The 24,183-nt window shown below is 73.2% G+C and carries 19 protein-coding genes; 6 read left to right on the top strand and 13 right to left on the bottom strand.

The features are described from left to right. Nucleotides 1–4 precede the first annotated feature (4 nt). Entirely contained in the window at nucleotides 5–1,192 is a 1,188-nt protein-coding gene (locus ACIBCJ_RS07125) for a glycosyl hydrolase (protein WP_362503871.1), read from the bottom strand. A 185-nt stretch (nucleotides 1,193–1,377) separates the two neighbouring features. On the opposite strand from ACIBCJ_RS07125, the gene ACIBCJ_RS07120 reads away from it, so the two are divergent. Further along, on the top strand, nucleotides 1,378–2,715 hold the full coding sequence (locus ACIBCJ_RS07120; protein WP_365979067.1) for an ATP-grasp domain-containing protein: 1,338 nt from the start codon (nucleotides 1,378–1,380) through the stop codon (nucleotides 2,713–2,715). 90 nt (nucleotides 2,716–2,805) lie between these two features. Here ACIBCJ_RS07120 and ACIBCJ_RS07115 read toward each other — a convergent pair whose 3' ends face one another. From ACIBCJ_RS07115 to rdlA, 3 genes are all read right to left on the bottom strand, one after another. After that, nucleotides 2,806–3,657, bottom strand: a complete 852-nt coding sequence (locus ACIBCJ_RS07115; protein ID WP_365979066.1) for a chaplin — start codon at nucleotides 3,655–3,657, stop codon at nucleotides 2,806–2,808. Between the two features lie 143 nt (nucleotides 3,658–3,800). After that, nucleotides 3,801–4,028, bottom strand: coding sequence for a chaplin ChpD (gene chpD, locus ACIBCJ_RS07110; RefSeq protein ID WP_133886037.1), 228 nt, complete (start codon nucleotides 4,026–4,028; stop codon nucleotides 3,801–3,803). 284 nt (nucleotides 4,029–4,312) lie between these two features. Next, nucleotides 4,313–4,705 carry a rodlin RdlA gene (rdlA, locus tag ACIBCJ_RS07105; protein WP_031014367.1) on the bottom strand — a complete coding sequence of 131 codons (393 nt, stop codon included), beginning with the start codon at nucleotides 4,703–4,705 and terminating at the stop codon, nucleotides 4,313–4,315. 262 nt (nucleotides 4,706–4,967) lie between these two features. Between rdlA and rdlB the strand changes: the two genes are divergently transcribed. Next, nucleotides 4,968–5,360, top strand: coding sequence for a rodlin RdlB (rdlB, locus tag ACIBCJ_RS07100; RefSeq protein WP_362094959.1), 393 nt, complete (start codon nucleotides 4,968–4,970; stop codon nucleotides 5,358–5,360). Between the two features lie 81 nt (nucleotides 5,361–5,441). Here rdlB and ACIBCJ_RS07095 read toward each other — a convergent pair whose 3' ends face one another. The 5 genes from ACIBCJ_RS07095 to mmsA all read right to left on the bottom strand — a co-directional run bounded on the left by ACIBCJ_RS07095 (nucleotide 5,442) and on the right by mmsA (nucleotide 14,469). Then, the gene (locus ACIBCJ_RS07095; protein ID WP_365979065.1) at nucleotides 5,442–7,370 is read right to left on the bottom strand and encodes an AMP-dependent synthetase/ligase; all 1,929 of its coding nucleotides are present in this window, start codon (nucleotides 7,368–7,370) and stop codon (nucleotides 5,442–5,444) included. 148 nt (nucleotides 7,371–7,518) lie between these two features. Beyond that, nucleotides 7,519–8,412, bottom strand: a complete 894-nt coding sequence (locus ACIBCJ_RS07090; RefSeq protein ID WP_365979064.1) for an ABC transporter permease — start codon at nucleotides 8,410–8,412, stop codon at nucleotides 7,519–7,521. Then, nucleotides 8,409–11,060 carry a CocE/NonD family hydrolase gene (locus ACIBCJ_RS07085; RefSeq protein ID WP_365979063.1) on the bottom strand — a complete coding sequence of 884 codons (2,652 nt, stop codon included), beginning with the start codon at nucleotides 11,058–11,060 and terminating at the stop codon, nucleotides 8,409–8,411. The genes ACIBCJ_RS07090 and ACIBCJ_RS07085 overlap by 4 nt, the downstream gene beginning before the upstream one ends. A gap of 142 nt (nucleotides 11,061–11,202) precedes the next feature. Beyond that, nucleotides 11,203–12,627, bottom strand: a complete 1,425-nt coding sequence (locus ACIBCJ_RS07080) for an APC family permease (RefSeq protein ID WP_362094946.1) — start codon at nucleotides 12,625–12,627, stop codon at nucleotides 11,203–11,205. 339 nt (nucleotides 12,628–12,966) lie between these two features. After that, the gene (mmsA, locus tag ACIBCJ_RS07075; RefSeq protein WP_362094943.1) at nucleotides 12,967–14,469 is read right to left on the bottom strand and encodes a CoA-acylating methylmalonate-semialdehyde dehydrogenase; all 1,503 of its coding nucleotides are present in this window, start codon (nucleotides 14,467–14,469) and stop codon (nucleotides 12,967–12,969) included. 767 nt (nucleotides 14,470–15,236) lie between these two features. Between mmsA and ACIBCJ_RS07070 the strand changes: the two genes are divergently transcribed. Next, nucleotides 15,237–15,428: an AlpA family transcriptional regulator gene (locus ACIBCJ_RS07070; protein WP_133885645.1), complete on the top strand. Its 192-nt coding sequence runs from the start codon at nucleotides 15,237–15,239 to the stop codon at nucleotides 15,426–15,428. Between the two features lie 176 nt (nucleotides 15,429–15,604). On the opposite strand, the gene ACIBCJ_RS07065 is transcribed toward ACIBCJ_RS07070, so the two are convergent. Next, nucleotides 15,605–16,642 (bottom strand): zinc-dependent alcohol dehydrogenase family protein, encoded by a 1,038-nt coding sequence (locus ACIBCJ_RS07065; protein ID WP_362095560.1) that lies wholly within the window; start codon nucleotides 16,640–16,642, stop codon nucleotides 15,605–15,607. A gap of 186 nt (nucleotides 16,643–16,828) precedes the next feature. Between ACIBCJ_RS07065 and ACIBCJ_RS07060 the strand changes: the two genes are divergently transcribed. Then, nucleotides 16,829–17,071, top strand: coding sequence for a heavy-metal-associated domain-containing protein (locus ACIBCJ_RS07060; protein WP_362094939.1), 243 nt, complete (start codon nucleotides 16,829–16,831; stop codon nucleotides 17,069–17,071). Nucleotides 17,072–17,108: 37 nt separating this feature from the next. Continuing rightward, complete coding sequence (locus tag ACIBCJ_RS07055) at nucleotides 17,109–19,436, top strand: heavy metal translocating P-type ATPase (protein WP_365979062.1); 2,328 nt, start codon at nucleotides 17,109–17,111, stop codon at nucleotides 19,434–19,436. Between the two features lie 45 nt (nucleotides 19,437–19,481). On the opposite strand, the gene ACIBCJ_RS07050 is transcribed toward ACIBCJ_RS07055, so the two are convergent. After that, complete coding sequence (locus ACIBCJ_RS07050) at nucleotides 19,482–20,081, bottom strand: anthrone oxygenase family protein (RefSeq protein WP_362503849.1); 600 nt, start codon at nucleotides 20,079–20,081, stop codon at nucleotides 19,482–19,484. Continuing rightward, nucleotides 20,078–20,917, bottom strand: a complete 840-nt coding sequence (locus ACIBCJ_RS07045; RefSeq protein ID WP_365979061.1) for an NAD(P)H-binding protein — start codon at nucleotides 20,915–20,917, stop codon at nucleotides 20,078–20,080. Before ACIBCJ_RS07045 ends, ACIBCJ_RS07050 begins: the two co-directional genes overlap by 4 nt. A gap of 136 nt (nucleotides 20,918–21,053) precedes the next feature. Between ACIBCJ_RS07045 and ACIBCJ_RS07040 the strand changes: the two genes are divergently transcribed. Next, on the top strand, nucleotides 21,054–22,091 hold the full coding sequence (locus tag ACIBCJ_RS07040; protein WP_365979060.1) for a LysR substrate-binding domain-containing protein: 1,038 nt from the start codon (nucleotides 21,054–21,056) through the stop codon (nucleotides 22,089–22,091). A gap of 678 nt (nucleotides 22,092–22,769) precedes the next feature. Here the strand turns inward: ACIBCJ_RS07040 and ACIBCJ_RS07035 are convergent. Beyond that, nucleotides 22,770–24,059, bottom strand: coding sequence for a citrate synthase (locus ACIBCJ_RS07035; RefSeq protein ID WP_133885640.1), 1,290 nt, complete (start codon nucleotides 24,057–24,059; stop codon nucleotides 22,770–22,772). Nucleotides 24,060–24,183 lie beyond the last annotated feature (124 nt).

The raw sequence follows: 24,183 nt of genomic DNA, 5'->3' as shown, positions 1-24,183 counted from the left end.
CCCGCTACCTGGTGCGCGAGTACCAGTCCAGGCGCATGCACAGCTTCCCGCCGAGCCAGTACTCGACCCAGTCGCCGAGCTCCAGCGGCGAGCAGCCGGCCGGGGGTTCGGTCACGGTGGGCGGCGCCGGCGGGACGGGCGGCGCGGTGGGCGTGGTCGGCTTGCCGGGCTCCGGGGCCGTCGGCTCGGTCTCGTCGGTGCGGCCGAAGAGCACGGACCGGTAGACGGCGGTCGAGCGGGGGTTGTCGTCGCACTGCCACACGCCGTGCGGGCAGTAGTCGGTGACCGTGTTGTAGACGGGCTTGTGCTCGTCCATCCAGGCGAGCATGCGCCGCATGTACGCGGCGTTGTCGCCGTTGCGGAACAGTCCCCACTCCGGGTAGGAGACGGGCTTGCCGTGCGCCTTGGCGAAGTCGACGTGCGCCTGGAGCCCGTAGGGTTCCTTGACCTGTTCGTCGAAGGTCGTGCCGCGCGGCTGGTCGTAGGAGTCCATGCCGACGATGTCGACGGTGGCGTCCCCCGGGTAGCACTGCGTCCAGGGCACGGCGTCCCGGCCCCGGCTCGGCGCGAAGTCGAACCGGAACTTCTGGCCGGGCACCGCGCGCATGGTGGTGACGATCCGGTTCCAGTACGCCTTCCAGGCCTCGGGGTCGGGGCCGCAACGGTGGGTGTAGGTGGTGCCGTTCATCTCCCAGCCGAGCACGAGCACCGTGTCGGGCACCTTGAGGGCGACGAGGCGTTCGGCGAGGGCGCGGAAGTGGCGGTCGAAGCGTCCGGCGGCGCCCTGGCGCAGCAGTCGGCGCACCTCGCGGTCGCCGACGTGCTCTTCGTTGCGCTCCATCATGGGCACGTTGAGGACGAGCATCCGGTCGGCCTGACGGGTGCGCCAGTCGGCCCACACGTCGAGGAAGCCGGGGGCGCCCTCGATGTTGCTCCAGCGGTCGCCGGGCAGGTAGGTGTGGCCGACGCGCAGTTCGGCACCGCCCAGCCAGTGGCTCAGCGCCGCCATCCGGGCCACGCCGCGCGGGCCGTAGTCCAGGTACGCGCCGAACGCCGGAGTGGGTTCGGGCGCGGCCGGTTCTCCGGAGGCGACGGCGGGCGTCGCGGTCAGGAACGCCGCAGCGGCGACGACCGCCGCCGCGACGTGCGCCGGCCGCCGCCTGGACCGGTCCCGTGACTGCCGTGCGGCCATGCCGGCCTCCTCTTGTCTTCGTCTCGCCGTTGTCCGCCGCTTCTCGTTTTCCGTTACTGACAGCCAGTCACATGAAAGCCCGTCACGCCATCGCTGTTACGGCGTTCGAGTGCGTCGTCCGCCCGGACCGGTGAAAGCCGCACCGGAAGCCGCTCGACGCAGCCCGCATACGAAGGAAGTCTCCCGTGTCGCTGTTCGACACCCGTGTCCCCGCCGTTCTGCTGCGGACCGACCGGAACCCCTTTCACCACGGAACGCTGGGCGCCGTGCGCTCGCTCGGCCGCGCCGGGGTGGACGTGCACGTGGTCGCCGACTGCGCCGGCAGCCCGATCCGCGCCTCCCGTTATCTGAGCGGGCTGCACACCCCGCCGCCGCCCGGGGCGTCGCCCGCGGAGATCACGGTGGCCCTGCGCCGTGTCGCCGCGCGGATCGCCCGGCCCGCCGTGCTGATTCCGATGGACGACGCGTGTGCCGTGGCGGTGGCCCGGGCGCGGGCCGAGCTGGGGCCCGCGTATCTGCTGCCCGACCAGCCGGAGGGGCTCGCTGAGCGGGTGGCCGACAAGGCGGAACTGGCCGCCGTGTGCGCGTCGTTGGATGTCCCGCACCCCGAGACGCTGGTTCCGGACGGTCCCGCCGAGGCGGTCCGTGCGGCGTGGCGGCTCGGCCTGCCGGTGGTGGCGAAGTGGAGCCGCCCCTGGCTGGTGCCGCCGGGCGGCGGACTGCGCAGCACCGTGCTGGTGCGCTCCGCGCGTCAGGCCGGGGAACTGTACCGGCGGGCCGAGGAGGCGGGCAGCCGGCTGCTGCTCCAGGCGTTCCTGGCGCCGGGCGCCGACCGTGACTGGTTCTTCCACGGGTACGCCGACCGTACGGGCGCGGTGCGGGCGGGCGGCCCGGGCCGCAAGACGCGGGCCAGGCCGAGGGGTGCCGGTCTGACGGCGGTGGGCCGCTGGACGCCCAACCCGCGGGTGCGGGCGCTGGCCGAGCGGGTCACCGCGGAGCTGGGCTACCGGGGCGTCTTCGACCTCGACTTCCGTCGCTGCGGCACCACGGGCCGCTACCACCTGCTCGACTTCAACCCCCGTCCCGGCGCCCAGTTCCGGCTGTTCACCGACAGCGCGGGACTGGACGTCGTACGGGCGCTGCACCTGGACCTGACCCACCGGGCGCTGCCGGAGGGGGCGCCGCGGCCGGGCCGGGTGTTCGTGGTGGAGAACTACGCGCCGCTGAGCGCCCTGGGTCCGGCGCCGAGGGAGCGCGGGGGGCGGGAGCTGGCCTGGCACGCGCGGGACGACGAGGGGCCCGGCCGGGCGCTGTGGACGCTGTGGAGCCGACACGTGCGCGCCCGCCTGCGGGACCGCGTCCACCGGGGCGGCGCCGCCCGTCCGGGCACCGCGGCCCCGGTCCGCGCCCGCGTCGTGCGTCAGGCCCCGCCCGCCGCCCCGGCGGCCGGGGGTGCCGGGACGAAGGGCGGCGGCGCGGGCCGTGCCGACCGGCCGGAGGAGGACCGGGCCGGCAGCCACTGACGTGCGCACGCGTCCGGGGGCGGTCACCACGACGCCCCCGGTGGCCCGTGCGGGGGCCGGCCGGGGGCGTCGGGGCGGGCGGGGGCGGGGTCAGCGGCCGGAGAGGGCCCGGCCCCGGCGGTACAGGATCGCTCCGCCCGCGATCAGCACGGCGCCGGCGGCCGCGGCGCCCAGCGTGCCCTCGCTGCCGGTCTCGGCCAGGACGGGCGGGTGCTCCGTCTGGGGAGCCGGCGGGGTGTGCTCCTCCTCGCCGGGGGGCGGGGGCTCCTCCTCGTCGGTGGGCGGCGGGGGCTCCTCGTCGGTGGGCGGCGGAGGCTCCTCCTCGCCGTAACCGGGGGGCGTGGTCGGCGGCGGGGGCTCCTCCTCGCCGTAGCCAGGGGGCTCCTCGGAGGCGTTCTCGCACTCGTTGCCGAAGACCGGGTTCAGCGCGGCGATCACGTCGACGGTGTTGCCGCAGAGGTTGACCGGCACGTCGACCGGGACCTGCGCGTCGTTGCCGGAACCGACGCCCGGCGAGCCGGCGGCCACGCCGTCCGCCTGGGCACCGGAGCCGGACGAGGAACCACCGTCCGCCTCGGAACCGGAGCCGGACGAGGAATCGGTGTCCGCCTGGGAACCGGATCCGGACGAGGAACCGGTGTCCTCGCCGTAACCGCCGCCGGAGCCGCCCTTGTCCTCACCGTGCTTCTCGGACTCGTCCGAGGCGTTCTCGCACTCGTTGCCGAAGGCGGGGTTCAGCGCGGCGATCACGTCGACGGTGTTGCCGCAGAGGTTGACCGGCACGTCGATGGGGGCCTGGAGGGCGTTGCCGGAGACGGCGCCCGGGGAGTTCGTGGCGATCCCGTCGGCCTGCGAGTCGGCAAGGGCGGGGCTGCCGCACAGGGAAAGGATGCCCGTCGCGGCGGCAGCCGCGACCATCCCCCTGCTCAGGGTCTGTCGCACTCTGGTTGTCTTCCTGCTTGGAGAGATGAGAGATGTCTGGAGAACGATCTGGGGGACGGGCTGCGGAAAGGGGAAAAGCCGGCCCCGAACCAAACGAGTTGGCCAAGGCCGGCCGTGACGCAGCCGATCGGTGCGGAACGACGTCAGTCGTTCTCGCACTCGTTGCCGAACGCCGGGTTCAGCAGACCGATCACGTTGATCGTGTTGCCGCACACGTTGACGGGAACGTGCACGGGGACCTGGACGACATTGCCGGACAGGACACCCGGGGAGCCGATGGCGGCACCCTCGGCACCCGCGTCGGCGAAGGCCGGGGCGGCCATGCCGAGGGCCATGATCGCGCCCGCGACGACAGCAGCGCTCTTCTTCATGAACTTTCCCTTCTCTGCGGTCATGCCTGAATGACGGCCGAAACCGCGCGAGCACAGCATTGACGGCTCGCACCATGACCTGCAGCCTGCAAACGAGGAATTGACGGCCGGAGAAACTGTCGAACGTGAGACACCCCGAGATTCACTCGAATGCCTCACAAAACGGTCCGGCCGTTCCCCCAGGAGAGCGACGACGTCGGTCCGCTCCCCCGAAATCCCGTCCCGTGCACGGCCGGGCGGCCCGCGGAGTGATCAGCGGGCCGCCCGGCCGGGCGGAATGGGGCTCAGCCCTCGCCGTTCGCCGACAGGACGGACAGGTCCTCCAGGACGTGCGAGACGGCACCGTCGCGCTTGGCCTGCGTGGAGTTGTCCGCGCACTGCTGGTTCAGGTCGTCCGCCAGGACGTTGATGTCCTGGATCGGGACCAGGTTGATGACGGCGACGTTGACGTCCTCGACACCGAGGCACGGCTTGTTCAGCGTGCCCTCGACCAGCGACAGCTGCGGGCTCATGTCGCCGTCGGTCGCCGAGTTGCCGAACGACGACGAGGCGCCGTTGCCGTTGGCCACGGCCGGCCCGTTGTCGTCCCCGATGGCCAGAGCCTGGGGAGCGGCGGCAGCCGACATGCCGATCACAGAAGCGGCAGCCGCCGCGGCGACCATTGCCTTCTTGAGCACTTCGCGTTCCTTTCGTCGTAGCGACGCACTGTCCTACGGCCTCATCAACCCGGTGCGCCATGATTGGTTGCGGGCGTTCACCCGGTTGGCCCGCACCGGATCTCGAAATCGCCGCGGAAATCGCCGGAATCCCGGGGAGAAACGCGTACCCGTACACATTTCCCGCTGTCCGCCGTCGGAGTGAACGGGAGAAACCCGGACGGACTCACGGAGTTGACCAGAGAGCTCCGGTGGACGGGGTTTCCTCAGAAAGGACTGGCCAGTGATCAAGAAGGTAGTTGCCTACGCGGCGATCGCCGCCTCCGTCATGGGCGCCTCCGCTGCCGCGGCCCCGCAGGCGATGGCGATCGGCGACGACAGCGGGCCCGTCTCCGCCAACGGCAACGGCGCGTCGCAGTACTTCGGCAACTCGGCGACCCACGGCAACATGAGCCCGCAGATGGCGCTCATCCAGGGTTCGTTCAACAAGCCGTGCATCGCGGTCAGCGACATCCCGGTCAGCGTCATCGGTCTCGTGCCGATCCAGGACCTCAACGTCCTGGGTGACGACATGAACCAGCAGTGCGCCGAGAACTCGACGCAGGCCAAGCGCGACGGTGCGCTGGCCCACCTCCTGGAGGACGTCTCGATCCTGTCCTCCAACGGCGAGGACTGACATCGCCGAAGGGGCGGGTCGCCGGGCATGTCGGCGGCCCGCCCCTTTCGCGTGCCCGCCGCGCTGGGCGGGTGTCCCGGGTCAGGCGCGCGGTGTCGCGTACAGCGCCTCGATCTCCTGCGCGTATGCCGCCACCGCCGCGTGCCGCCTGACCTTCAGGGAGGGGGTCAGCAGCCCGTTCTCCTCGGTGAACTCGCCCTCGACCAGCCGGAAGGCGCGGATCGACTCGGCCCGGGAGACGGCCGCGTTGGCGTGGTCCACGGCCTTCTGGACGTAGGCGCGCATCCCGTCGTCCCGCACCAGCTCGGAGACCGGCGTGCCGGCGGGCAGCCCGCGCACCGCGAGCCAGTGGGCGACGGCGTCCGGGTCGAGGGTGATCAGCGCGGCGACGAAGGGCCGGTTGTCGCCGACGACCAGGCACTGGGCGACGGGCGGGCGGCTGCGCAGGCGGTCCTCCAGGACGGCCGGGGAGACGTTCTTGCCGCCCGAGGTGACCAGGAGGTCCTTCTTGCGGCCGGTGATGGTGAGGTAGCCGTCGGCGTCGAGGGAACCGAGGTCGCCGGTGGCGAACCAGCCGTCGGTGAGGGCCGCTTCGGTGGCCTCGGGGTTGCCCCGGTAGGCGCCGAAGACGATGCCGCCCTTGACGAGCACCTCGCCGTCGTCCGCGATGCGCACGGCGGTGCCGGGGATTGGCGGTCCGACGGTGCCGGGGCGGGGGCCGAGCGGCGGGACGATGGTGGCGGCGGCGGTGGTCTCGGTCAGGCCGTAGCCCTCGTAGACCATGATGCCGGCGGCGTAGAAGAACAGGTTGAGGTCGCTCTCCAGCGGGGAGCCGCCGCTGATGGCGTAGCGCAGCCGGCCGCCCAGCTCCGCCCGCACCCGGCGGTAGACCAGCAGGTCGTAGAGGGCCCAGCCGGCCCACAGGCCCGGGGTGGGGCCCTTGCCGCGGCCGAGGAAGCGCTCCAGGTGCGCGGCGCCGAAGCGGACGGCGAGGCGGTGGGCGCGTTCGAAGGAGGCGCCGCGGCCGATCCTCTCGGCGGTCGCCCGGCCGGTGTCGTGGATCTTCTCGAACAGGTACGGGACGCCGACCAGGAAGGTCGGGCGGAAGGACTTGAGCGCGGGGCGCAGCTCGTCCGGCTTGATGCTCGGGAAGTGGCCGATCTCGATGCGGGCCAGCAGGCAGGCGATCTGGATGGTGCGGCCCAGGATGTGGGCGAGCGGCAGGAAGAGGAGGGTCGAGGCGGTCTGGCCGGTGACCTCCTTGAAGATCGGGTGCAGCAGCTCGACCGTGTTGGCGGCCTCGGCGTGCAGGTTGGCGTGGGTCAGGACGCAGCCCTTGGGGCGGCCGGTGGTGCCCGAGGTGTAGCAGACGGTGGCGACCGCGTCCGGGGTGAGGGCGGTGCGGCGCTTGGTGACCTCGTCGTCGCTCACGCCCCGGCCGAGGGCGGCGAGGTCGGCGAGCGCGCCGGCGTCGAGTTCCCAGACCCGCGGGTGCCCGGGGTGGCCGGCGGTGCCGGTGAGGACGGTGGCGGTGTGGGCGGCGGTCTCGGTGACGACGTGCCGGGCGCCGGAGTCGCGCACGATCCACTCGACCTGGTCGGCCGAGGAGGTGGCGTACACGGGGACGGTCTGCCCGCCGGCCGTCCAGACGGCGAAGTCCAGGACCGTCCACTCGTAGCGGGTGCGGGACATGACGGCGACCCGGCCGCCGGGTTCCAGACCCGCGGCGATCAGCCCCTTGGCCACGGCGGTGACCTCGCGGGCGAACTCCGCGGCGGTGACGGGCCGCCAGGCGCCGTCCACCCGGCGGCGCAGGACCACCGCGCCGGGGGCCTCGGCCGCGTTGATGAACGGGATGTCGGCGGTGCTGCCCTCGGTGGGGCGGGGTGCGAGGGCGGCGGTGCGGGCCTCGCGGACGGTGCCGTGGGCGTCCACGACGGTCTCGGTCCGTGCGCGGGACCCGAGGCCGCCGCGGTTCTTCGCCCGTTTCAGGTCCCTGCGTACGCCCATGGACGGCTCCCGGTCGCGGTCGGACTGCTGCGCTGTCGCGTGCACTCGGCTACGAACTTACTTCGGAGTAAACTTACTCACGCGTAAGGAAACGTCAATGGGCGCACGGGGGCGGGCCGTCGGGACCGGTGGGCGGGCCGCCGGGCGCCTACGACACGATGTCCTTGCGGGCGAAGCCCCGGAAGGACAGGGCGAACAGCACGAGCGCGTACGTCACCGAGACCGCCGTGCCCTGGATCATGCCCGACCACTCCGGGTGCGGCTGGACGGCGTCCGCCCAGGCGAACTGCCAGTGCGCGGGCAGGAAGTCGCGCCAGTGGCCCAGCGCGGTCACCGCGTCCAGGACGTTGCCGACGATGGTCAGGCCGACGGCGCCGCCGACCGCGCCGAGCGGGGCGTCGGTCCGGGTGGACAGCCAGAACGCGAGCGCTGCGGTGACCAGTTGGGAGACGAACAGGTACGCCACGACCACCACCAGGCGCTGCGCGGCCGTGCCCGGGGCCAGCGAGCCGCCGGTGGGGACGGCCAGCGGTCCCCAGCCGTAGGCGACCGTGCCCACGGCCAGCGCGACCAGGGGCAGCAGCACCATCGCGGCCAGGCTCAGCCCGAGCCCGACGGCGAGCTTGGACGCGAGCAGCCGGGCGCGCGGCACCGGAGCAGCGAGCAGGTAGCGCAGGGAGGACCAGCTCGCCTCGGAGGCCACGGTGTCCCCGCAGAACAGGGCGACCGGGACGACCAGCAGGAAGCCCGCCGACACGAAGAGGTTGACGGCGGCGAAGTTGGCGCCGGAGGCGGTGGCGGTGTCCATCAGGGTGATGCGGTCGCCGGGTCCTTCCGGCTCGCCGCCGATCGCGAAGGCGACGGCCAGGACGAACGGCAGGGCGGCGAGGATCGCGCCCATGACGAGGGTGCGGCGCCGCTTGAGCTGGCGCACCAGCTCCACCCGCAGGGGCAGGGTGCGGCCCGCCCGGTAGCCGGACGCGGACGACTGCGCCGCCTCGGGCGCGGGTCCGGCCGGCACCGTCTCGGTGGGCGTGCTCATGCGGAACCTCCGATCAGGGTGAGGAAAGCGTCCTCCAGGCGGCGGTGCGGGCCCACCGAGGCCACCGGGATCTCCAGCCGGACCAGTTCGGCGACCAGGCCGGACGCCGTGCCGCCGGGGTCGAGGCGGACCAGGAGCCCGTCGTCGGTGTGCACGACCGAGGCGACACCCGGCAGGGCGGCGACCTTGTCCACGAGCGGTCCGTCCACGGGCAGGCCGGTGCCGACGAGGAGGGTGTCGCCGGAGCCGATGATCTCGGCGACCGGACCGGCCTGGACCAGCCGGCCCCGGTCCATGACCACGAGGTGCGTGCAGGACTGCTCGACCTCGGCCAGCAGGTGGCTGGAGACGATCACGGTGCGGCCGGCCGCCGCGTAGCGGATCATCACCTCGCGCATCTCGCGGATCTGCGGCGGGTCCAGTCCGTTGGTCGGCTCGTCGAGGATGAGGAGGTCGGGCAGGCCGAGCATCGCCTGGGCGATGGCGAGGCGCTGACGCATGCCCTGGGAGTAGGTGCGCACCGCGCGGGCGAGCGCGTCGCCGAGCCCGGCGATCTCCAGTGCCTCGTCCAGGTGGGCGTCCTCGGGCGGGCGTCCGGTGGCCCGCCAGTACAGCTCCAGGTTCTCCCGGCCGGACAGGTGCGGCAGGAAGCCCGCGCCCTCGACGAAGGCGCCGACCCGGGAGAGCACCGGGGCGCCGGGGCGGACGGCGTGGCCGAAGACCCTGATCTCGCCGTCGTCCGGCTTGATCAGTCCCATCAGCATCCGCAGGGTGGTCGTCTTGCCCGCGCCGTTGGGCCCGAGCAGGCCGAGCACCTGCCCCTTCTCGACGCGGAACGACAGCTCCCGCACCGCGTAGCGTTCGGTGGCCCCGGCGTACCGCTTGCTGAGGCCGGTGATCCGCAGGGGCACGTCGGCCGACGCGGGGTCGGGGGCCGGTGCGGCGGTGCGGCGGCGGCCCGCCCACAGCAGGGCCAGGGCGACGGCGGCGCCGGCCAGGGGCAGCCACCACACCCAGGCGGGCAGCGGCGCCGCGGCGGTCGTCACGCCGGGGGCGGTCGGCACCTTCAGGTCGCCGCGGAGGGAGACGGTGTACGTCGCCGGGGCGGCCGGGGAGGCGTAGCCGAGGTCGGTGGAGGCGAGGACCAGGCGGAGGCGGTGGCCCTTCTCCACCTCGTGGTCGATCGCCGGGAGGGTGACCGTCACGTCCCGGCCGGCCCCGGCGTCCTCGACGCGGACGGGGGTGACCAGCTGGGAGGGGAGCACGGGCGCGGCGCCGCCGGGGCCGACGTCGTACACCTTGGCGAAGAGGACGGCGTCCTCGGTGGTGGAGCGGACGTGGACGGTGGCCGTGGGTGAGCCGGTGATCCGCAGGCCGTCGTCGACGGGGGCGGACTCGAACGCGGCGTACTGGCCGGGGAAGTCGAGGGAGACGCCGACGCCGAGCGAGGAGAGCTGCGAGAGCCCTCCGGCGCCGCCGAGGCCGGGGAGTGCGGAGACGGCGGGCGGGTTCGCGCCGGCCGGGTTGTCGACGCTCTGCTCGCGGCCGCGCAGGGGCACGGAGCGCGGTCCGGCCGCCAGGCCCGGGTACCGGTCGGCGCTCGCGCCCCGCAACTGGGCCCGGCCGTCGGTGGAGTCGACGCCTCCGGTGCGGGTGACGCGGAAGGCGGGGCCGGTGTCCGCGTGCGGATCGTCCTTGAGGTAGCGGTCGAACCAGCCGTCGATGCGCGCCCGGACGCGGTCGTTCTCCAGGTCGCCGCCGTCGTGCCCGCCCGCGATCCAGTCCACGTCGACGGGGGCGCCGTTGGCCCGGATCGCCTTCGCCGCGGCGTCGGCCTGGCCGAGCGGGAAGAGGGAGTCGGTCTGGCCCTGCGTCAGCAGGGTGGGCACTTTGATGCGGTCGCCGACGGCCTGCGGACTGCGCGCCTCCAGGAGCTTCACGGCCTCGGCGTCGGGCCTGCCGGACTCGGCGACGCGCTGGTACATGCGGCACAGGTCCGCCTCGAACCGGTCGCAGCCGCCGCCCGTGTTGACGAAGATGCCGGCCCACAGCTTCTTGAAGACGCCGTTCGGGAACAGGGCGTCGGCCAGGTTCCAGTAGGTGATCGCGGGGGCGACGGCGTCCACCCGGGTGTCGTGGCCGGCCGCGAGCAGCGCGACCGCGCCGCCGTAGGAGCCGCCCGCGATGCCCACGCGGGGGTCGCCGTCCTCGTCCAGCCGGACCTGGGGCTGCCGGGCGAGCCAGTCGATCAGCCGGGACACGTCGGCGACCTCGCCGTCCGGCGCGTTCAGCCCGATCTTCCCCGTGGACTTCCCGAAGCCGCGCGCGGACCAGGTCAGGACGGCGTACCCGTCCCTCGCCAGGTCCTCGGCCTGCTCCCGTATGTCGTCCTTGCTGCCGCCGAAGCCGTGCGCGAGCAGGACGGCCGGGCGGCGGCCGCCGGAGCCCGACGTGAAGTACGAGGTGTCCAGGCGCACGCCGTCGCCCACCGCCACGGTCCGGTCGGCGCGCCGCACCGGGGCCGGCTCGTCACCGGCGACGGCCGTCCACGTCCCGGCGCCGGCGAGCACGACGACGGCGGCCGCGGCGGAGAACACCCGCCGCGGCCCCCGTAGCAGCCCCCGCACGCGGGGCAGTCGAAGATCCATGGGTCAACGGTACGGGCCGGTGCGGGCGGCGGAGGCCGTCCGGAGGCTGAACCGGCGGCCCTCCCACGGAAGTACGGGGCCGCTCGCGCCTACCACGGGCGCGGTAGGCCGGCGAAGGCCCGGCGGGGTGCCGGGGCCGCCGTCACGGCCCGGCGGGCTCGCGGACGTCCTGGGGCACGGTCACCAGCCAGCGGGTGTCGCGGCGCGGGCGCAGGTACAGGGCCCAGTACAGGGTGGCGACGGCCGCGATGCCGCCGGTCCACAGCAGGTGGGCCACCTCCTGCTGGGTCAGGATGTAGGCGAGGACCGCGATCAGCACGATCGGCACCGCCGGCCACAGGGGCATGCGCCAGGCGTGCGCGCGGCGGTGCGCGCCGCGCCGGGCCCCGAGGGCGGCGACGGCGACCAGCAGGTACATCGCGGTGACGGAGACGCCGGTGACGCCGTACAGGGTGTCCAGGTCGACGAAGCACAGCGCGGCGCCGGGCACGCCCACGGCGAGGGTGGCGACCCACGGGGAGCCGAACCGGCCGAGCCGGGCGAAGAGTCCGTTGACCGGGGTGGGCCAGGCCTTGTCGCGGGCGGAGGCGAACAGGACGCGGGAGTTCTGGATGACCATCACGATGCCGGCGTTGATGATGGCGAGGGCCACGCACAGGCTCACGAAGGTGCCGACGGCCGAGTTGGACCAGGCGGTGACCATGGCGCCGATGTCGCCGCCGGTCAGCTCGGCCAGGTCGGAGGCGCCGAACGTGATGGCGACGACCGGGACCAGGATGATCACCGTGGAGATGGCGAGGGTGGCCAGCACCGTGCGGGCGACGTTGCGGCGCGGGTTCTCCAGCTCCTCGGAGAGGTAGACGGCGGTGGAGAAGCCCTGCGTGATGAAGAGGGCGATGGCGAGCCCGGAGACGACCAGCAGGGCCGTCACGGGGTCCGCGCCGCCGTGGGCGCCGCCCACCTCCATCGACACCAGGCTGCCGGGGCCGCGCTCGGCGTGGGCGAAGCCCAGCACCGCTACGACGGCCGCGGCGATGACCTCCAGGACCAGGAAGACGCCGGTGATCCAGGCGTTGGCCCGCAGGTCGAGCAGGCCGGCGAGGGTGGCGAGCAGCATGACGCCCGCGCCCGCGAGGGACGGGTCGAGGTGCAGGATCGGTTCGAGGTAGTCGGCCGTGCCCATCGCGATCACCGGCGGCACGATCATGACGACCAGCAGGGACAGCACGAAGACCAGCCAGCCCGCCAGGCGCCCGGACAGGGTGGAGACCATGGCGTACTCGCCGCCCGCGCTGGGGACGAGGGTGCCCAGCTCCGAGTAGCAGAACGCCACCGCGACGCAGAGCAGGGAGCCGATGGCGATGGTGAGCGCGGTGGCGGTGCCGAGCGAGCCGAACAGGTCGGGGACGACCACGAAGAGCGTGGAGGCGGGGGTCACGCACGAGAGGGTGAGCAGGGTGCCGCCGACGACGCCGATGGAACGCTTGAGGGTGGTGGGGGCGCCGTCCGGGTCCGGTGCGGGGGCGGCACCGGGCTCGGTTGCGACGGGGCGGAGCGTATCGGTCATGCGGCGGGGTTCCGATCGACTCGTGCGACAGAGGGTGACGTCGGGAGCGCTATCGCCTCCGGCGGATCAGGTCTGTGGGTCTCGGTCCGCTCCCGGTTCGCAGCATCGAACACCGACGAAAACCGAATCGTCAATGGTCAATTGCCTACGGATTCCGTGGCCGTGAAGCGCCGATGATGTCGATCACGGCGTAACAGGGCCCTGCCGATGGCGTCTTGCCCGCCTACGGGAACCGCACGGTCCGCGCGCAAAAAAGGAGGCCGTCCACGGAGTGGACGGCCTCCCACGGGCTTGCTTCCCGCGTCCGCGATCACCCTCGGTGATCGGCTCGGGGGTCGGTCAGTGGTTGCGCGGGAAGCCCAGGTCCACGCCCGCCGGGGCGTCGGCCGGGTCCGGCCAGCGGGTGGTGACGACCTTGCCGCGGGTGTAGAAGTGCGTGCCGTCGTTGCCGTAGACGTGGTGGTCGCCGAAGAGCGAGTCCTTCCAGCCGCCGAAGGAGTGGTAGCCCACCGGGACCGGGATCGGGACGTTGACGCCGACCATGCCGGCCTCGACCTCCAGCTGGAAGCGGCGTGCCGCGCCGCCGTCCCGGGTGAAGATCGCGGTGCCGTTGCCGAACGGCGAGGCGTTGATGAGCGCCAGGCCCTCCTCGTAGGTGTCGGCGCGCAGCACGCACAGCACGGGGCCGAAGATCTCGTCCCGGTACGCCTTCGCCGTGGTCGGTACGCGGTCCAGCAGGGAGATGCCGATCCAGTGGCCGTCCTCGTGGCCGTCGACCGTGTACCCGGTGCCGTCCAGCACGACCTCGCAGCCGTCGGCCGCCGCGCCCGCCACGTACGAGGCGACCTTGTCGCGGTGCGCCTTGGTGATCAGCGGGCCCATCTCGGAGGACGGGTCGGTGCCGGGACCGATCTTGATCTTCTCGGCGCGCTCACGGATCTTCTCGACCAGTTCGTCGCCGACGGCGCCGACCGCGACGACCGCGGAGATGGCCATGCAGCGCTCGCCGGCCGAGCCGTAGGCCGCGCTCACCGCCGCGTCCGCCGCCGCGTCGAGGTCGGCGTCGGGGAGGACCAGCATGTGGTTCTTGGCGCCGCCGAGGGCCTGCACGCGCTTGCCGTTGGCGGACGCGGTGGTGTGGATGTAACGGGCGATCGGCGTGGAGCCGACGAAGGAGACGGCCTTGACGTCCGGGTGCTCGAGGAGGCGGTCCACGGCCACCTTGTCGCCGTGCACGACGTTGAAGACGCCGTCCGGCAGGCCGGCCTCGGTGAGCAGCTCGGCGATCCGCACGGCGGCCGACGGGTCCTTCTCGCTCGGCTTGAGCACGAAGGTGTTGCCGCAGGCGATGGCGATCGGGAACATCCACAGCGGCACCATCGCCGGGAAGTTGAACGGCGTGATGCCCGCGACCACGCCGAGCGGCTGCCGGATCGAGGACACGTCGACGCGGGTGGCGACCTGCGTCGACAGCTCGCCCTTGAGCTGCACGGTGATGCCGCAGGCCAGGTCGACGATCTCCAGGCCGCGCGCGACCTCGCCGAGCGCGTCGGAGTGCACCTTGCCGTGCTCGGCGGTGATCAGCGCGGCGATCTCGTCGCGGTGCGCGTCCAGCAGCGCCCGGAACGAGAAGAGGACGGAGGTCCGCTGGGCCAGCGAGGACTGACCCCAGGTCAGGTACGCCTCCTTGGCCGCGGCGACCGCCGCGTCCACCTCGTCGGCGGAGGCGAAGGCGACCTCGGTGGTGACCGCGCCGGTCGCCGGGTCGGTCACCGGACCGTACGTGCCCGAGGCGCCTTCGGCGGTCTTGCCGCCGATCCAGTGGTTGACGATGTTCGTCATGACCGAGAACTCCTTCACAGATGGCGGCGACGGGTCGAGACGTGCCGTGGGTGCAGCGCGCGCTGCTCGTGCTGCTCGCGGGCCGGTGACCGCGCCGGTCGGGTCGCGGTCTCGGCCATGACTCCATCCCAGCAGCCGGGCGCCGCGCACGCGCCCGACACTGTGTCTGCGGTTTCGGTGTCCGCGTAGACACGTGGGGCAGTGTGGGCGCCGTGGGCGCGGGCCGCCCCGGCGGGACGCGGGAACCTCCGGCGCGGAGCCGGTACGAGCGGGGAGTCGGCGCTCGTGCCTCGCTCCTGCCAGGGCGAGGCCGCCTTCCCGCGCCGGAGGCGTTCGGTGGGGGAACCGGCGACGGGGCCGTGTGCCATCGGGCCGTCCGCCATCGCGTTCCCTTCTTGCCCGCCCTTGCGTCTCCCCGGTTTCTAGCGGCGTGCGTGCGGCCTGTCAATGTTTTGTCCGGACATTCGGACGACTTGCTCCCTGTGGCGGTCCGGTGGCGCACCGCGGAGCACCGACGCCCGCCCCAGTCAACGCGCCGCGCCTGAACGACGGCGTACGCCTGTGTGGCGCTCGTGTCACGAATGCGCCGCGCGGGTCACACATGTCACCGGTACGCGGGTCTTCCGTCACACCCGCGAACCTCCCCCGACCGCCCCTCACCCTGCGTCGTTCACCCGGCACAGGCTTGGTGATCGCCAGCGCAGCGCCCGGCTCCCCCCGCGGCCGTCCCCGGTCGCCGCCGTGGCGCGTGCAGGGAGGTGCAACGAGTGACCGACCGGAGGCTCTGGTCCTACAAGGACATCGCGGCCCACATCCACGTCCAGCCGGACACCGTGCGGTCGTACCGCAAGCACGGGCTGCTGCCCCCGCCCGACCACGTGGAGGGCGGAAAGCCGTACTGGTACGCGGAGACGGTCCGGGCCTGGGTGGCGTCCCGGCCGCGCAACAGGAACAAGTAGCGGGAGCGACGGCAGCGAGGAGCGGAGCGCCGGAAGACAGACCGCCCGGTGCCCCACGCGGCCGCGTGGGGCACCGGGCGGGCGGCCGTCAGGACCCGGTGACCGACACGGCTCGACGACCGTCACCCCCGGCGGCGGGCGTCACGGCTCGACGACCGTCACCCCGGCGCCGGGCGTCACGGCTCGATGACCGTCACCCCGGCGCCGGGCGCCGCGTCCATCGCCGCGAGGGCCGCCGGGGCCGCCTCAAGACCGATGGTGGACGTCACCAGCCGGTCGGGCCGGAGCACTCCGGCGCGGACCAGCTCCAGCATCGGCGGGTAGGTGTGCGCGGCCATCCCGTGGCTGCCCAGAAGTTCCAGCTCCAGGGCGACGGCGCGGCCCATCGGTACCGGCGTGGTGCCGTCCGCCGAGGGCAGCAGCCCGACCTGTACGTGGCGGCCCCGACGGCGCAGGCCGGCCACGGACGCGGCACAGGTGGCGGGCGACCCGAGGGCGTCGAGCGAGAGGTGGGCGCCGCCGCCGGTGAGGTCGCGGACGGCGGCCGCCGTGTCCGGCGTCCGGGAGGCGTCCACGCACTCGGCCGCGCCGAAGGAGCGTGCCAGCTCCAGCGCGCGGGCCGACACGTCCACGGCGACCACGCGCGCCCCGGACGCCGCGGCGATCATCACCGCGGACAGGCCGACGCCCCCGCAGCCGTGCACCGCGACCCACTCCCCGGCCGCGAGGCGCCCCTGCTGGACCACGGCGCGGTAGGCGGTGGCGAACCGGCAGCCGAGCGAGGCGGCCGTGGCGTACGCCATGCCCTCGGGCACCGGGACGAGGTTGACGTCGGCGTGGTCGAGCGCCACGTACTCGGCGAAGGAGCCCCAGTGGGTGAAGCCCGGCTGGGTCTGGCGCTCGCACACCTGCTGGTCGCCCGCGGCGCAGGCCGCGCAGGTCCCGCAGGCGCAGACGAAGGGCACGGTCACCCGGTCGCCGGGCCGCCACCCCGCCACCCGGTCGCCGGCCGCCTCGACGACACCGGCCAGCTCGTGACCGGGGACGTGCGGCAGTGCGATGTCCGGGTCGTGGCCCCGCCATCCGTGCCAGTCGCTGCGGCACAGCCCGGTGGCCTCGACGCGCACCACGACGCCGTGCGGCGCGGGTGCGGGGTCGGCGACCTCCCGCACCTCGGCCGGCTCCCCGAAACGCTCGAACACGACCGCGCGCATCGTCACCCTCGCTTCCGTACCGTCGTGGCCGTCGCAGCCGGGGTGGCGGCGCCCGAGCCTCCTGTGCCTCATCCCACGACAGGCTCATCCGGAGTCATACCCCCTGGGGGTACAGTGGGAGGCACGTGGTCCCGCGCGGACCCACGGGTACCCGCCCGTGCCCACCCCTTGACGAGGAGTAACGACATGACCGCCCAGACCGACACTGCCCAGGGCTCCGTCACCACCGTCTACAAGGTGAGCGGCATGAGCTGCGGCCACTGCGAGGGCGCCGTCTCCGGCGAGATCTCCGAGATCGCGGGCGTCGCCTCCGTGCAGGCCGTCGCCTCCACCGGCGAGGTCACCGTCGTCTCCACGGACTCCCTCGACGACGCGGCCGTGCGCGCCGCGGTGGACGAGGCGGGTTTTGAACTCGTCGGCCGGGTCTGAGCCCCGGCGCGACCGTCCCCCTCCTGGAGCCCGGACCATGACCAGCACCACGGCGGACACCCCTGCCCCCGCGGACACCCCTGCCGCTGCGGACACCTCTGCCGCCGCGACGGCCGCCGCTCCCGACGCCGGCCTCGCCGAGGTCGAGCTGCTCATCGGCGGCATGACCTGCGCCGCCTGCGCGGCCCGCGTCGAGAAGAAGCTCAACCGCATGGACGGTGTCACCGCCACGGTGAACTACGCGACGGAGAAGGCCCGGGTCAGCCACCCGGTGACCACGGAGGTCGCCGACCTGATCGCCACCGTCGTGAAGACCGGGTACACCGCCGAGGAACCGGCGCCGCCGCCGGAGCCCGCAGGCGGGACCGGCGCCGGGGAGAGCGGCACCGAGCGGGTCGGGGACGGCGACCGCGACCCGGAGCTGTCGGCCCTGCGGCAGCGCCTGCTGGTCTCGGCCCTCCTCGCCGCGCCCGTCGTCCTGCTGGCGATGGTCCCGGCGCTCCAGTTCGACAACTGGCAGTGGCTCTCGCTCACCCTGGCCGCGCCCGTCGTGGTCTGGGGCGGCCTGCCCTTCCACCGCGCGGCCTGGACGGGCCTGCGGCACGGCGCGGCCACCATGGACACGCTGGTCTCGCTCGGCACGCTGGCGGCGTTCGGCTGGTCCCTGTGGGCGCTGTTCTTCGGGGACGCGGGCATGCCGGGCATGCGGCACGGCTTCGACCTCACCGTCTCCCGCACCGACGGCGCCTCCGTGATCTACCTGGAGGCGGCGGCCGGGGTCACCGCCTTCCTGCTCCTCGGCCGGTGGCTGGAGGCCCGCTCCAAGCGCCGCGCGGGGGCCGCGCTGCGGGCGCTGATGGAGCTGGGCGCCAAGGACGTCGCCGTCCTGCGGGACGGACGCGAGGTGCGGATACCCGTGGCCCGGCTCGCCGTGGGCGACCGGTTCGTCGTCCGCCCCGGCGAGAAGATCGCGACCGACGGCACGGTGACCGAGGGCTCCTCCGCCGTGGACGCCTCCCTGCTGACCGGCGAGTCCGTCCCGGTGGACGTCACGGTCGGGGACGCCGTCACCGGCGCCACGGTGAACGCCGGGGGCCGGCTGGTCGTCGAGGCGACCCGGGTGGGCGCGGACACGCAGCTGGCGCGGATGGCGAAGCTGGTGGAGGACGCGCAGAGCGGCAAGGCCGAGGTGCAGCGTCTCGCCGACCGGGTCTCCGGCGTCTTCGTGCCGGTCGTGCTGCTCATCGCGGTCGCCACCTTCGGCGGCTGGCTGGGCGCCACCGGCGACACCGTCGCCGCGTTCACCGCGGCCGTCGCCGTCCTGATCATCGCCTGCCCCTGCGCCCTGGGCCTCGCCACGCCGACCGCGCTGCTGGTCGGCACCGGCCGGGGCGCCCAGCTCGGCATCCTCATCAAGGGCCCCGAGGTCCTGGAGTCCACCCGCAGGGTCGACACCGTCGTGCTGGACAAGACCGGCACGGTCACCACCGGCCGCATGACCCTGCACGAGGTGTACGCCGCCGGGGACACCGACGAGGAGGAGCTGCTGCGGCTCGCGGGCGCCGTCGAGCACGCCTCGGAGCACCCCGTGGCCCGCGCGATCGCCGCGGGGGCCGAGGAGCGGCTCGGCGCGCTGCCGGACGCCGAGGACTTCGAGAACGTCCCCGGGCGTGGCGTACGCGCCCGGGTGGCGGGCCGTGAGGTGGCCGTGGGGCGCCTGTACGACGCCCTGCCGCCGGAGGTGTCGGCCGCCCGGGACGAGGCCGAACAGCGGGGCCGTACGGCCGTCGTGGTCGGCTGGGACGGGGAGGCGCGCGGGGTCGTGGCCGTGGCGGACGCGGTGAAGGAGACCAGCGCCGAGGCGGTGGCCGGGCTGCGCCGGCTGGGTCTGAGGCCCGTCCTGCTGACCGGGGACAACCGGCGGGTGGCCGAGTCGGTCGCGGCGGCCGTCGGGATCGACGAGGTGATCGCCGAGGTGCTGCCCGAGGACAAGGTCGCCGTGGTGGAGCGGCTGCGCTCCGAGGGCCGTACGGTCGCCATGGTCGGCGACGGTGTCAACGACGCCGCCGCGCTCGCCGCCGCCGACCTGGGCCTGGCGATGGGCACGGGGACGGACGCGGCGATCGAGGCGGGCGACCTGACGCTGGTCCGCGGCGACCTGCGGGTGGCGGCGGACGCGATCCGGCTGTCCCGGCGCACCCTGTCCACGATCAGGGGCAATCTGGTGTGGGCTTTCGGCTACAACGTGGCCGCGCTGCCGCTGGCCGCCGCCGGACTGCTGAACCCGATGATCGCGGGGGCGGCGATGGCCTTCTCCTCGGTCTTCGTGGTCACCAACAGCCTGCGGCTGCGCGCCTTCCGATAGCCCGCACCGGCCCACGCACCGGCCGCCGGCCGAGCCGCCCCCTGTTCACCTGAGGTTCGCGCCGGTCGTGAAGGCCCGCTCGTGACCGTCGCCGTACGCGTGCGCCGACGACGTGCCGGGGGCGGGCACCGCCGCCCGGTCGGTGCGCAGCCGGTCCGCGCCGTACAGGACCAGGGCCCAGGCCAGGCAGGCGAAGGCCGCGGTGTGCAGCAGGGCGCGCACGATGTTCCAGGTGACCCAGGCCGCCTCGAACCGTTCGCGGACGGCGGCCGGGTCGCCGAGGGAGTCCGGGGCGCCGGCCCGCTCCAGCCGGTCGTTGAGCGGGACGTTGACCGCGACGGTCACCGCGAAGGCGACCAGGTACAGGACGAGCGCGGCGACGAGCCAGGGCAGCGCCGGCCGTCCGTGACCGCGCCGGGCCAGGAACACCGCCACGGCGATCAGCGGGATCGTCCCCATGAACGGAAGCATGAACACCGGGTTGACGATCGCCTTGTTGATGCCCTGCATCGTCTCCACGAACGTGTGGTCGGACGTACCGCGCAGACCCGGCATCACGGCGTACGCGAAGGCCGCGAAGAGGCCCGCCATCAGGCCGGAGGTGACGACGGCGGCGAGCAGGGCGGCGGTCTGGGTGGTCTTCACGAGGCGGCCCCGGGGGTCCAGACGCCTGCGGCCGCGGCCTCGGCGACGTGGTCGGTGAAGTCGCGGGCCGGCCGGCCGAGGACCTGCCGGACGCCGTCTCCGAGACGGGCGTTGCGGCCGTCGAGGACGCTCGTGAACAGGTGGGTCAGCAGGTCGGCGAAGGCGGCCGGAACGCCGTGCGCGGCGAGGTCGGCGGCGTAGGCCTCCGCGGGGACCGCGACGTAGCCGATCTCGCGGCCGGTCGCCGCCCCGATCGCGTCCATGGCCTGCGTGAAGGTCAGCAGCCGGGGGCCGGTCAGGTCGTAGGTGCGGCCGGTGTGCCCGCCTTCGGTCAGGACGGTGGCGGCGACCTCGGCGATGTCGTCGGCGTCGACGAAGGGCTCCTCGACGTCCTGGACCGGCAGCACGAGCTGCCCGCCGAGGACCGCACCGAGGAAGTCGCCCTCGCTGAAGTTCTGGGCGAAGAACGAGGCGCGCAGGACCGTCCACTGCGCGCCCGAAGCCGCCAGCGCCTTCTCGCACGCCTCGGCCTCCGGCTCACCGCGCCCGGAGAGCAGCACCAGACGGCGCGCTCCGGTGCGTACCGCGAGCTCGGCGAAGGCGCCGATCGCCTCGGGGGCGCCGGGTACGGCGAGGTCCGGCTGGTAGGAGACGTAGACGGCGTCCACGCCGGTCAGGGCGGGCTGCCAGGTCGCGGGGTCGTCCCAGTCGAAGGGGATCCCGCCGGACCGTGAGCCGATCCGGACGCTGTGGCCCCGGTCGGTCAGCCGGCGCACGACACGGCGTCCGGTCTTTCCGGTTCCGCCCAGGACCAGGGTGAGTGCGGGGGACGTCATGGTGATCGCCTCGACTTTCACTGTCGGTGCTCCGAGACCGCGTTCCGCGGCGTGCTCACAGCCTCGGCCACCCGGGGATCGCCATCAACTGCCGATCGTGCAAGGATCGTTGACCTGTGGTTGACGGTGGGGGGCCGTGGTGGAGCGACGTGAGATCGAGATCTTCCTGACCGTCGGTGAGGAGCTCCACTTCGGGCGCAGCGCCGAGCGGCTGCGCGTCTCGGTGGCCATGGTCAGCAAGACGGTCCAGAAGCTGGAGCGGTCGGTCGGCGCGGCCCTCTTCGAGCGGACCAGCAGACGGGTGGCCTTCACCGCGATCGGGCGGCGTCTCTTCGAGGATCTGCGGCCCGCGCACCAGGCGGTCCTGGACGCCTTCGCGCGAGCGGTGGCGGCGGGCCGGGGTGTGGACGGCGTGCTGCGGGTCGGGTTCCTGGGGACGGCCACCGCCGAGTTCGTGGTGCGCGTGGCGGAGCTGCTGCGGACCCGGCATCCGGGGTGCGAGGTGCGGCTGCACGAGAGCCGTTTCACGGACGGGACGGCGCCCCTGCGCGAGGAGGTGATCGACGTCCTGCTCATCGACAACTTCGCCGCTCCGGTGTCGACGCCGGCGCCCGAGCTCAGTGCGGGCCCGGTGCTGTTCCGGGAGGCGCCGATGCTCGCCGTCTCCGCACGGCATCCGCTGGCGCGGCGGGCGGCGGTGGACGTGGCGGAGATCGGGCGGTACGGGGTGCTGCGGCCGCGGGCGTCCCCGGAACGGGCGGTGCGGACCTCCGCGTCCGGGCCGGCGCCGGGAGGGGCCGCGCCCGGGCAGGCGGCCCGGTGGGCCGCTCCCGAGGGCGCGGATCAGTTGTTCGCCTGGCCGGAGGATGCATCGTCGTACCCCCTCGGCGGGGCGCCGGCGGGCGGGGCCGCCGGGAGGGGCGCGGAATTCGGCAGTGTCCAGGAGATGTGTGCGCTGATCGGCGCGGGCCGCGGGGTCTACCCCGTGCCGTCCCACGCGCGTGTGTACGACGCCCGCCCCGACGTGGCGTTCGTGCCGATCAAGGGCGCCCCGGCCTACGAGTGGCGCCTGATCTGGCTCTCCGCGGCGGACAACAACCTCGTCCGCGCCTTCGCCGAAGCGGCCCGCGACTACGTGGCGGCGCACCCCGATCCACTGACCGCGCCGGCGTAGGCGCCGTACGCACGCCGACTGGTCCGCATTTCACGCAGGTCGAGGGGCTGCACCTCTGGAGTCCGGCACCCTCCTCACATAAGCTCTTCACAAGGCTCGCGCATCTTCCTTACGCTTGAGGCCCGTGCGACGTACGGGGCTCTTGCGCACCCAAGGGACATATGCAAGAGACGCAGATCACAGTGACGCGAACGTAACCATCGAAGGGGTTCGAAGGTCTAAGTTGGCGATGTCAGGCAGCGTCTTGGGGGGCGCCACCTGGCATCTGGGGATGTCTTGGGGGACTTTCCCAGAGCTGCGTTGCCGGGACACGTACACCGGGAAGCTTTGAGCGGCCCTCCCGGGCGTGCGCTGTCCCGGCAGACCGCACGACACCTACGACTGCACGGCCCGTACCACCGCACGACCCGTACCGCCGCACGACCCGTACGACGACTCGTACGGCGCACGACACAGCGAATTCAGGCGCTGTCCTCACAGACGCCCGGCCGGATCCCGTGGGGGGAATCCGCACCGGGGCATGGGAAGGCGCCCTGGATCGTCGGCCCGTGGGGGGACCGGCGCCAGGGCGCCTTCTGCTGTTGCCGGGCACGGATCACCGCCCCGGGCACGGAAAAGTCCCGTACCACTCGGGGCGGTACGGGACTCACCTGACGCGCTGCGGGGGTGCGTTGCGGCTCAGCGCTCCTCGACGGGCACGAAGTCGCGCTCGACGACGCCCGTGTAGATCTGGCGCGGGCGGCCGATGCGGGAGCCCGGCTCCTTGATCATCTCGTGCCACTGGGCGATCCAGCCCGGCAGCCGGCCGAGGGCGAACAGGACCGTGAACATCTCGGTCGGGAAGCCCATGGCCCGGTAGATCAGACCGGTGTAGAAGTCGACGTTCGGGTAGAGGCTGCGCGAGACGAAGTAGTCGTCGGAGAGCGCGTGCTCCTCCAGCTTCAGGGCGATGTCCAGCAGCTCGTCGGACTTGCCGAGGGCGGAGAGCACGTCGTGCGCGGCGGCCTTGATGATCTTGGCGCGCGGGTCGAAGTTCTTGTAGACCCGGTGGCCGAAGCCCATCAGGCGGACGCCGTCCTCCTTGTTCTTCACCTTGCGGATGAAGGAGTCGACGTCGCCGCCCGCGTCGCGGATGCCTTCCAGCATCTCCAGCACCGACTGGTTGGCGCCGCCGTGCAGCGGGCCCCACAGGGCGTTGATGCCGGCGGAGATCGAGGCGAACATGTTCGCCTGCGAGGAGCCGACCAGGCGGACGGTGGAGGTCGAGCAGTTCTGCTCGTGGTCCGCGTGCAGGATCAGCAGCTTGTCGAGCGCCGCGACGACCGTCGGGTCCAGCTCGTACTCCTGGGCCGGCACCGAGAACGTCATGCGCAGGAAGTTCTCGACGTAGCCGAGGTCGTTGCGCGGGTAGACGAACGGGTGGCCGATCGACTTCTTGTACGCGTAGGCCGCGATCGTCGGAAGCTTGGCGAGCAGCCGGATCGTGGAGAGGTTGCGCTGACGCTCGTCGAACGGGTTGTGGCTGTCCTGGTAGAAGGTGGACAGCGCCGAGACGACCGACGACAGCATGGCCATCGGGTGGGCGTCGCGCGGGAAGCCCTTGTAGAAGTTCTTGACGTCCTCGTGCAGCAGGGTGTGCTGCGTGATCTCGTCCTTGAACGAGGACAGCTCGTCGACGGTCGGCAGCTCGCCGTTGATCAGCAGGTAGGCCACCTCCACGAAGGAGGAGCGCTCGGCCAGCTGCTCGATCGGGTAGCCGCGGTACCGGAGGATGCCGGCTTCGCCGTCCAGATAGGTAATGGCGGATTTGTAGGCGGCGGTGTTGCCGTAACCGCTGTCCAGCGTCACCAGCCCGGTCTGGGCGCGGAGCTTCCCGATGTCGAAGCCCTTGTCGCCGACGGTGCTGTCGATCACCGGGTAGGTGTACTCGCCATCGCCGTACCGCAGTACTACAGAGTTGTCGCTCACGTCTTCCCTCACCGACGTAGTGCCTCATCTTCGAGGTGCCCTGACTGTCTCTACCATCCCCCACTTGGCTCAGGAGAGTGCACTCGGGGTCGACCATCGGGCCTATTGGCGGCACTCAGTGCCG

It is taken from the genome of Streptomyces sp. NPDC051136, assembly GCF_044455745.1.
Lineage (GTDB): Bacteria > Actinomycetota > Actinomycetes > Streptomycetales > Streptomycetaceae > Streptomyces.
Note: the sequence above shows the minus strand (reverse complement) of the source record. Positions and strands in the feature narration are given on the sequence as shown.

Excerpts from the sequence above, each read along its gene's own strand:
- ACIBCJ_RS07060 (WP_362094939.1), top strand. The coding sequence starts at position 16,829 with ATGACCGCCCAGACCGACACTGCCCAGGGCTCCGTCACCACCGTCTAC.
- ACIBCJ_RS07095 (WP_365979065.1), bottom strand. The coding sequence starts at position 7,370 with ATGGGCGTACGCAGGGACCTGAAACGGGCGAAGAACCGCGGCGGCCTC.
- ACIBCJ_RS07090 (WP_365979064.1), bottom strand. The coding sequence starts at position 8,412 with ATGAGCACGCCCACCGAGACGGTGCCGGCCGGACCCGCGCCCGAGGCG.
- mmsA (WP_362094943.1), bottom strand. The coding sequence starts at position 14,469 with ATGACGAACATCGTCAACCACTGGATCGGCGGCAAGACCGCCGAAGGC.
- chpD (WP_133886037.1), bottom strand. The coding sequence starts at position 4,028 with ATGAAGAAGAGCGCTGCTGTCGTCGCGGGCGCGATCATGGCCCTCGGC.
- ACIBCJ_RS07055 (WP_365979062.1), top strand. The coding sequence starts at position 17,109 with ATGACCAGCACCACGGCGGACACCCCTGCCCCCGCGGACACCCCTGCC.
- ACIBCJ_RS07085 (WP_365979063.1), bottom strand. The coding sequence starts at position 11,060 with ATGGATCTTCGACTGCCCCGCGTGCGGGGGCTGCTACGGGGGCCGCGG.
- ACIBCJ_RS07080 (WP_362094946.1), bottom strand. The coding sequence starts at position 12,627 with ATGACCGATACGCTCCGCCCCGTCGCAACCGAGCCCGGTGCCGCCCCC.
- ACIBCJ_RS07125 (WP_362503871.1), bottom strand. The coding sequence starts at position 1,192 with ATGGCCGCACGGCAGTCACGGGACCGGTCCAGGCGGCGGCCGGCGCAC.
- ACIBCJ_RS07045 (WP_365979061.1), bottom strand. The coding sequence starts at position 20,917 with ATGACGTCCCCCGCACTCACCCTGGTCCTGGGCGGAACCGGAAAGACC.
- ACIBCJ_RS07065 (WP_362095560.1), bottom strand. The coding sequence starts at position 16,642 with ATGCGCGCGGTCGTGTTCGAGCGTTTCGGGGAGCCGGCCGAGGTGCGG.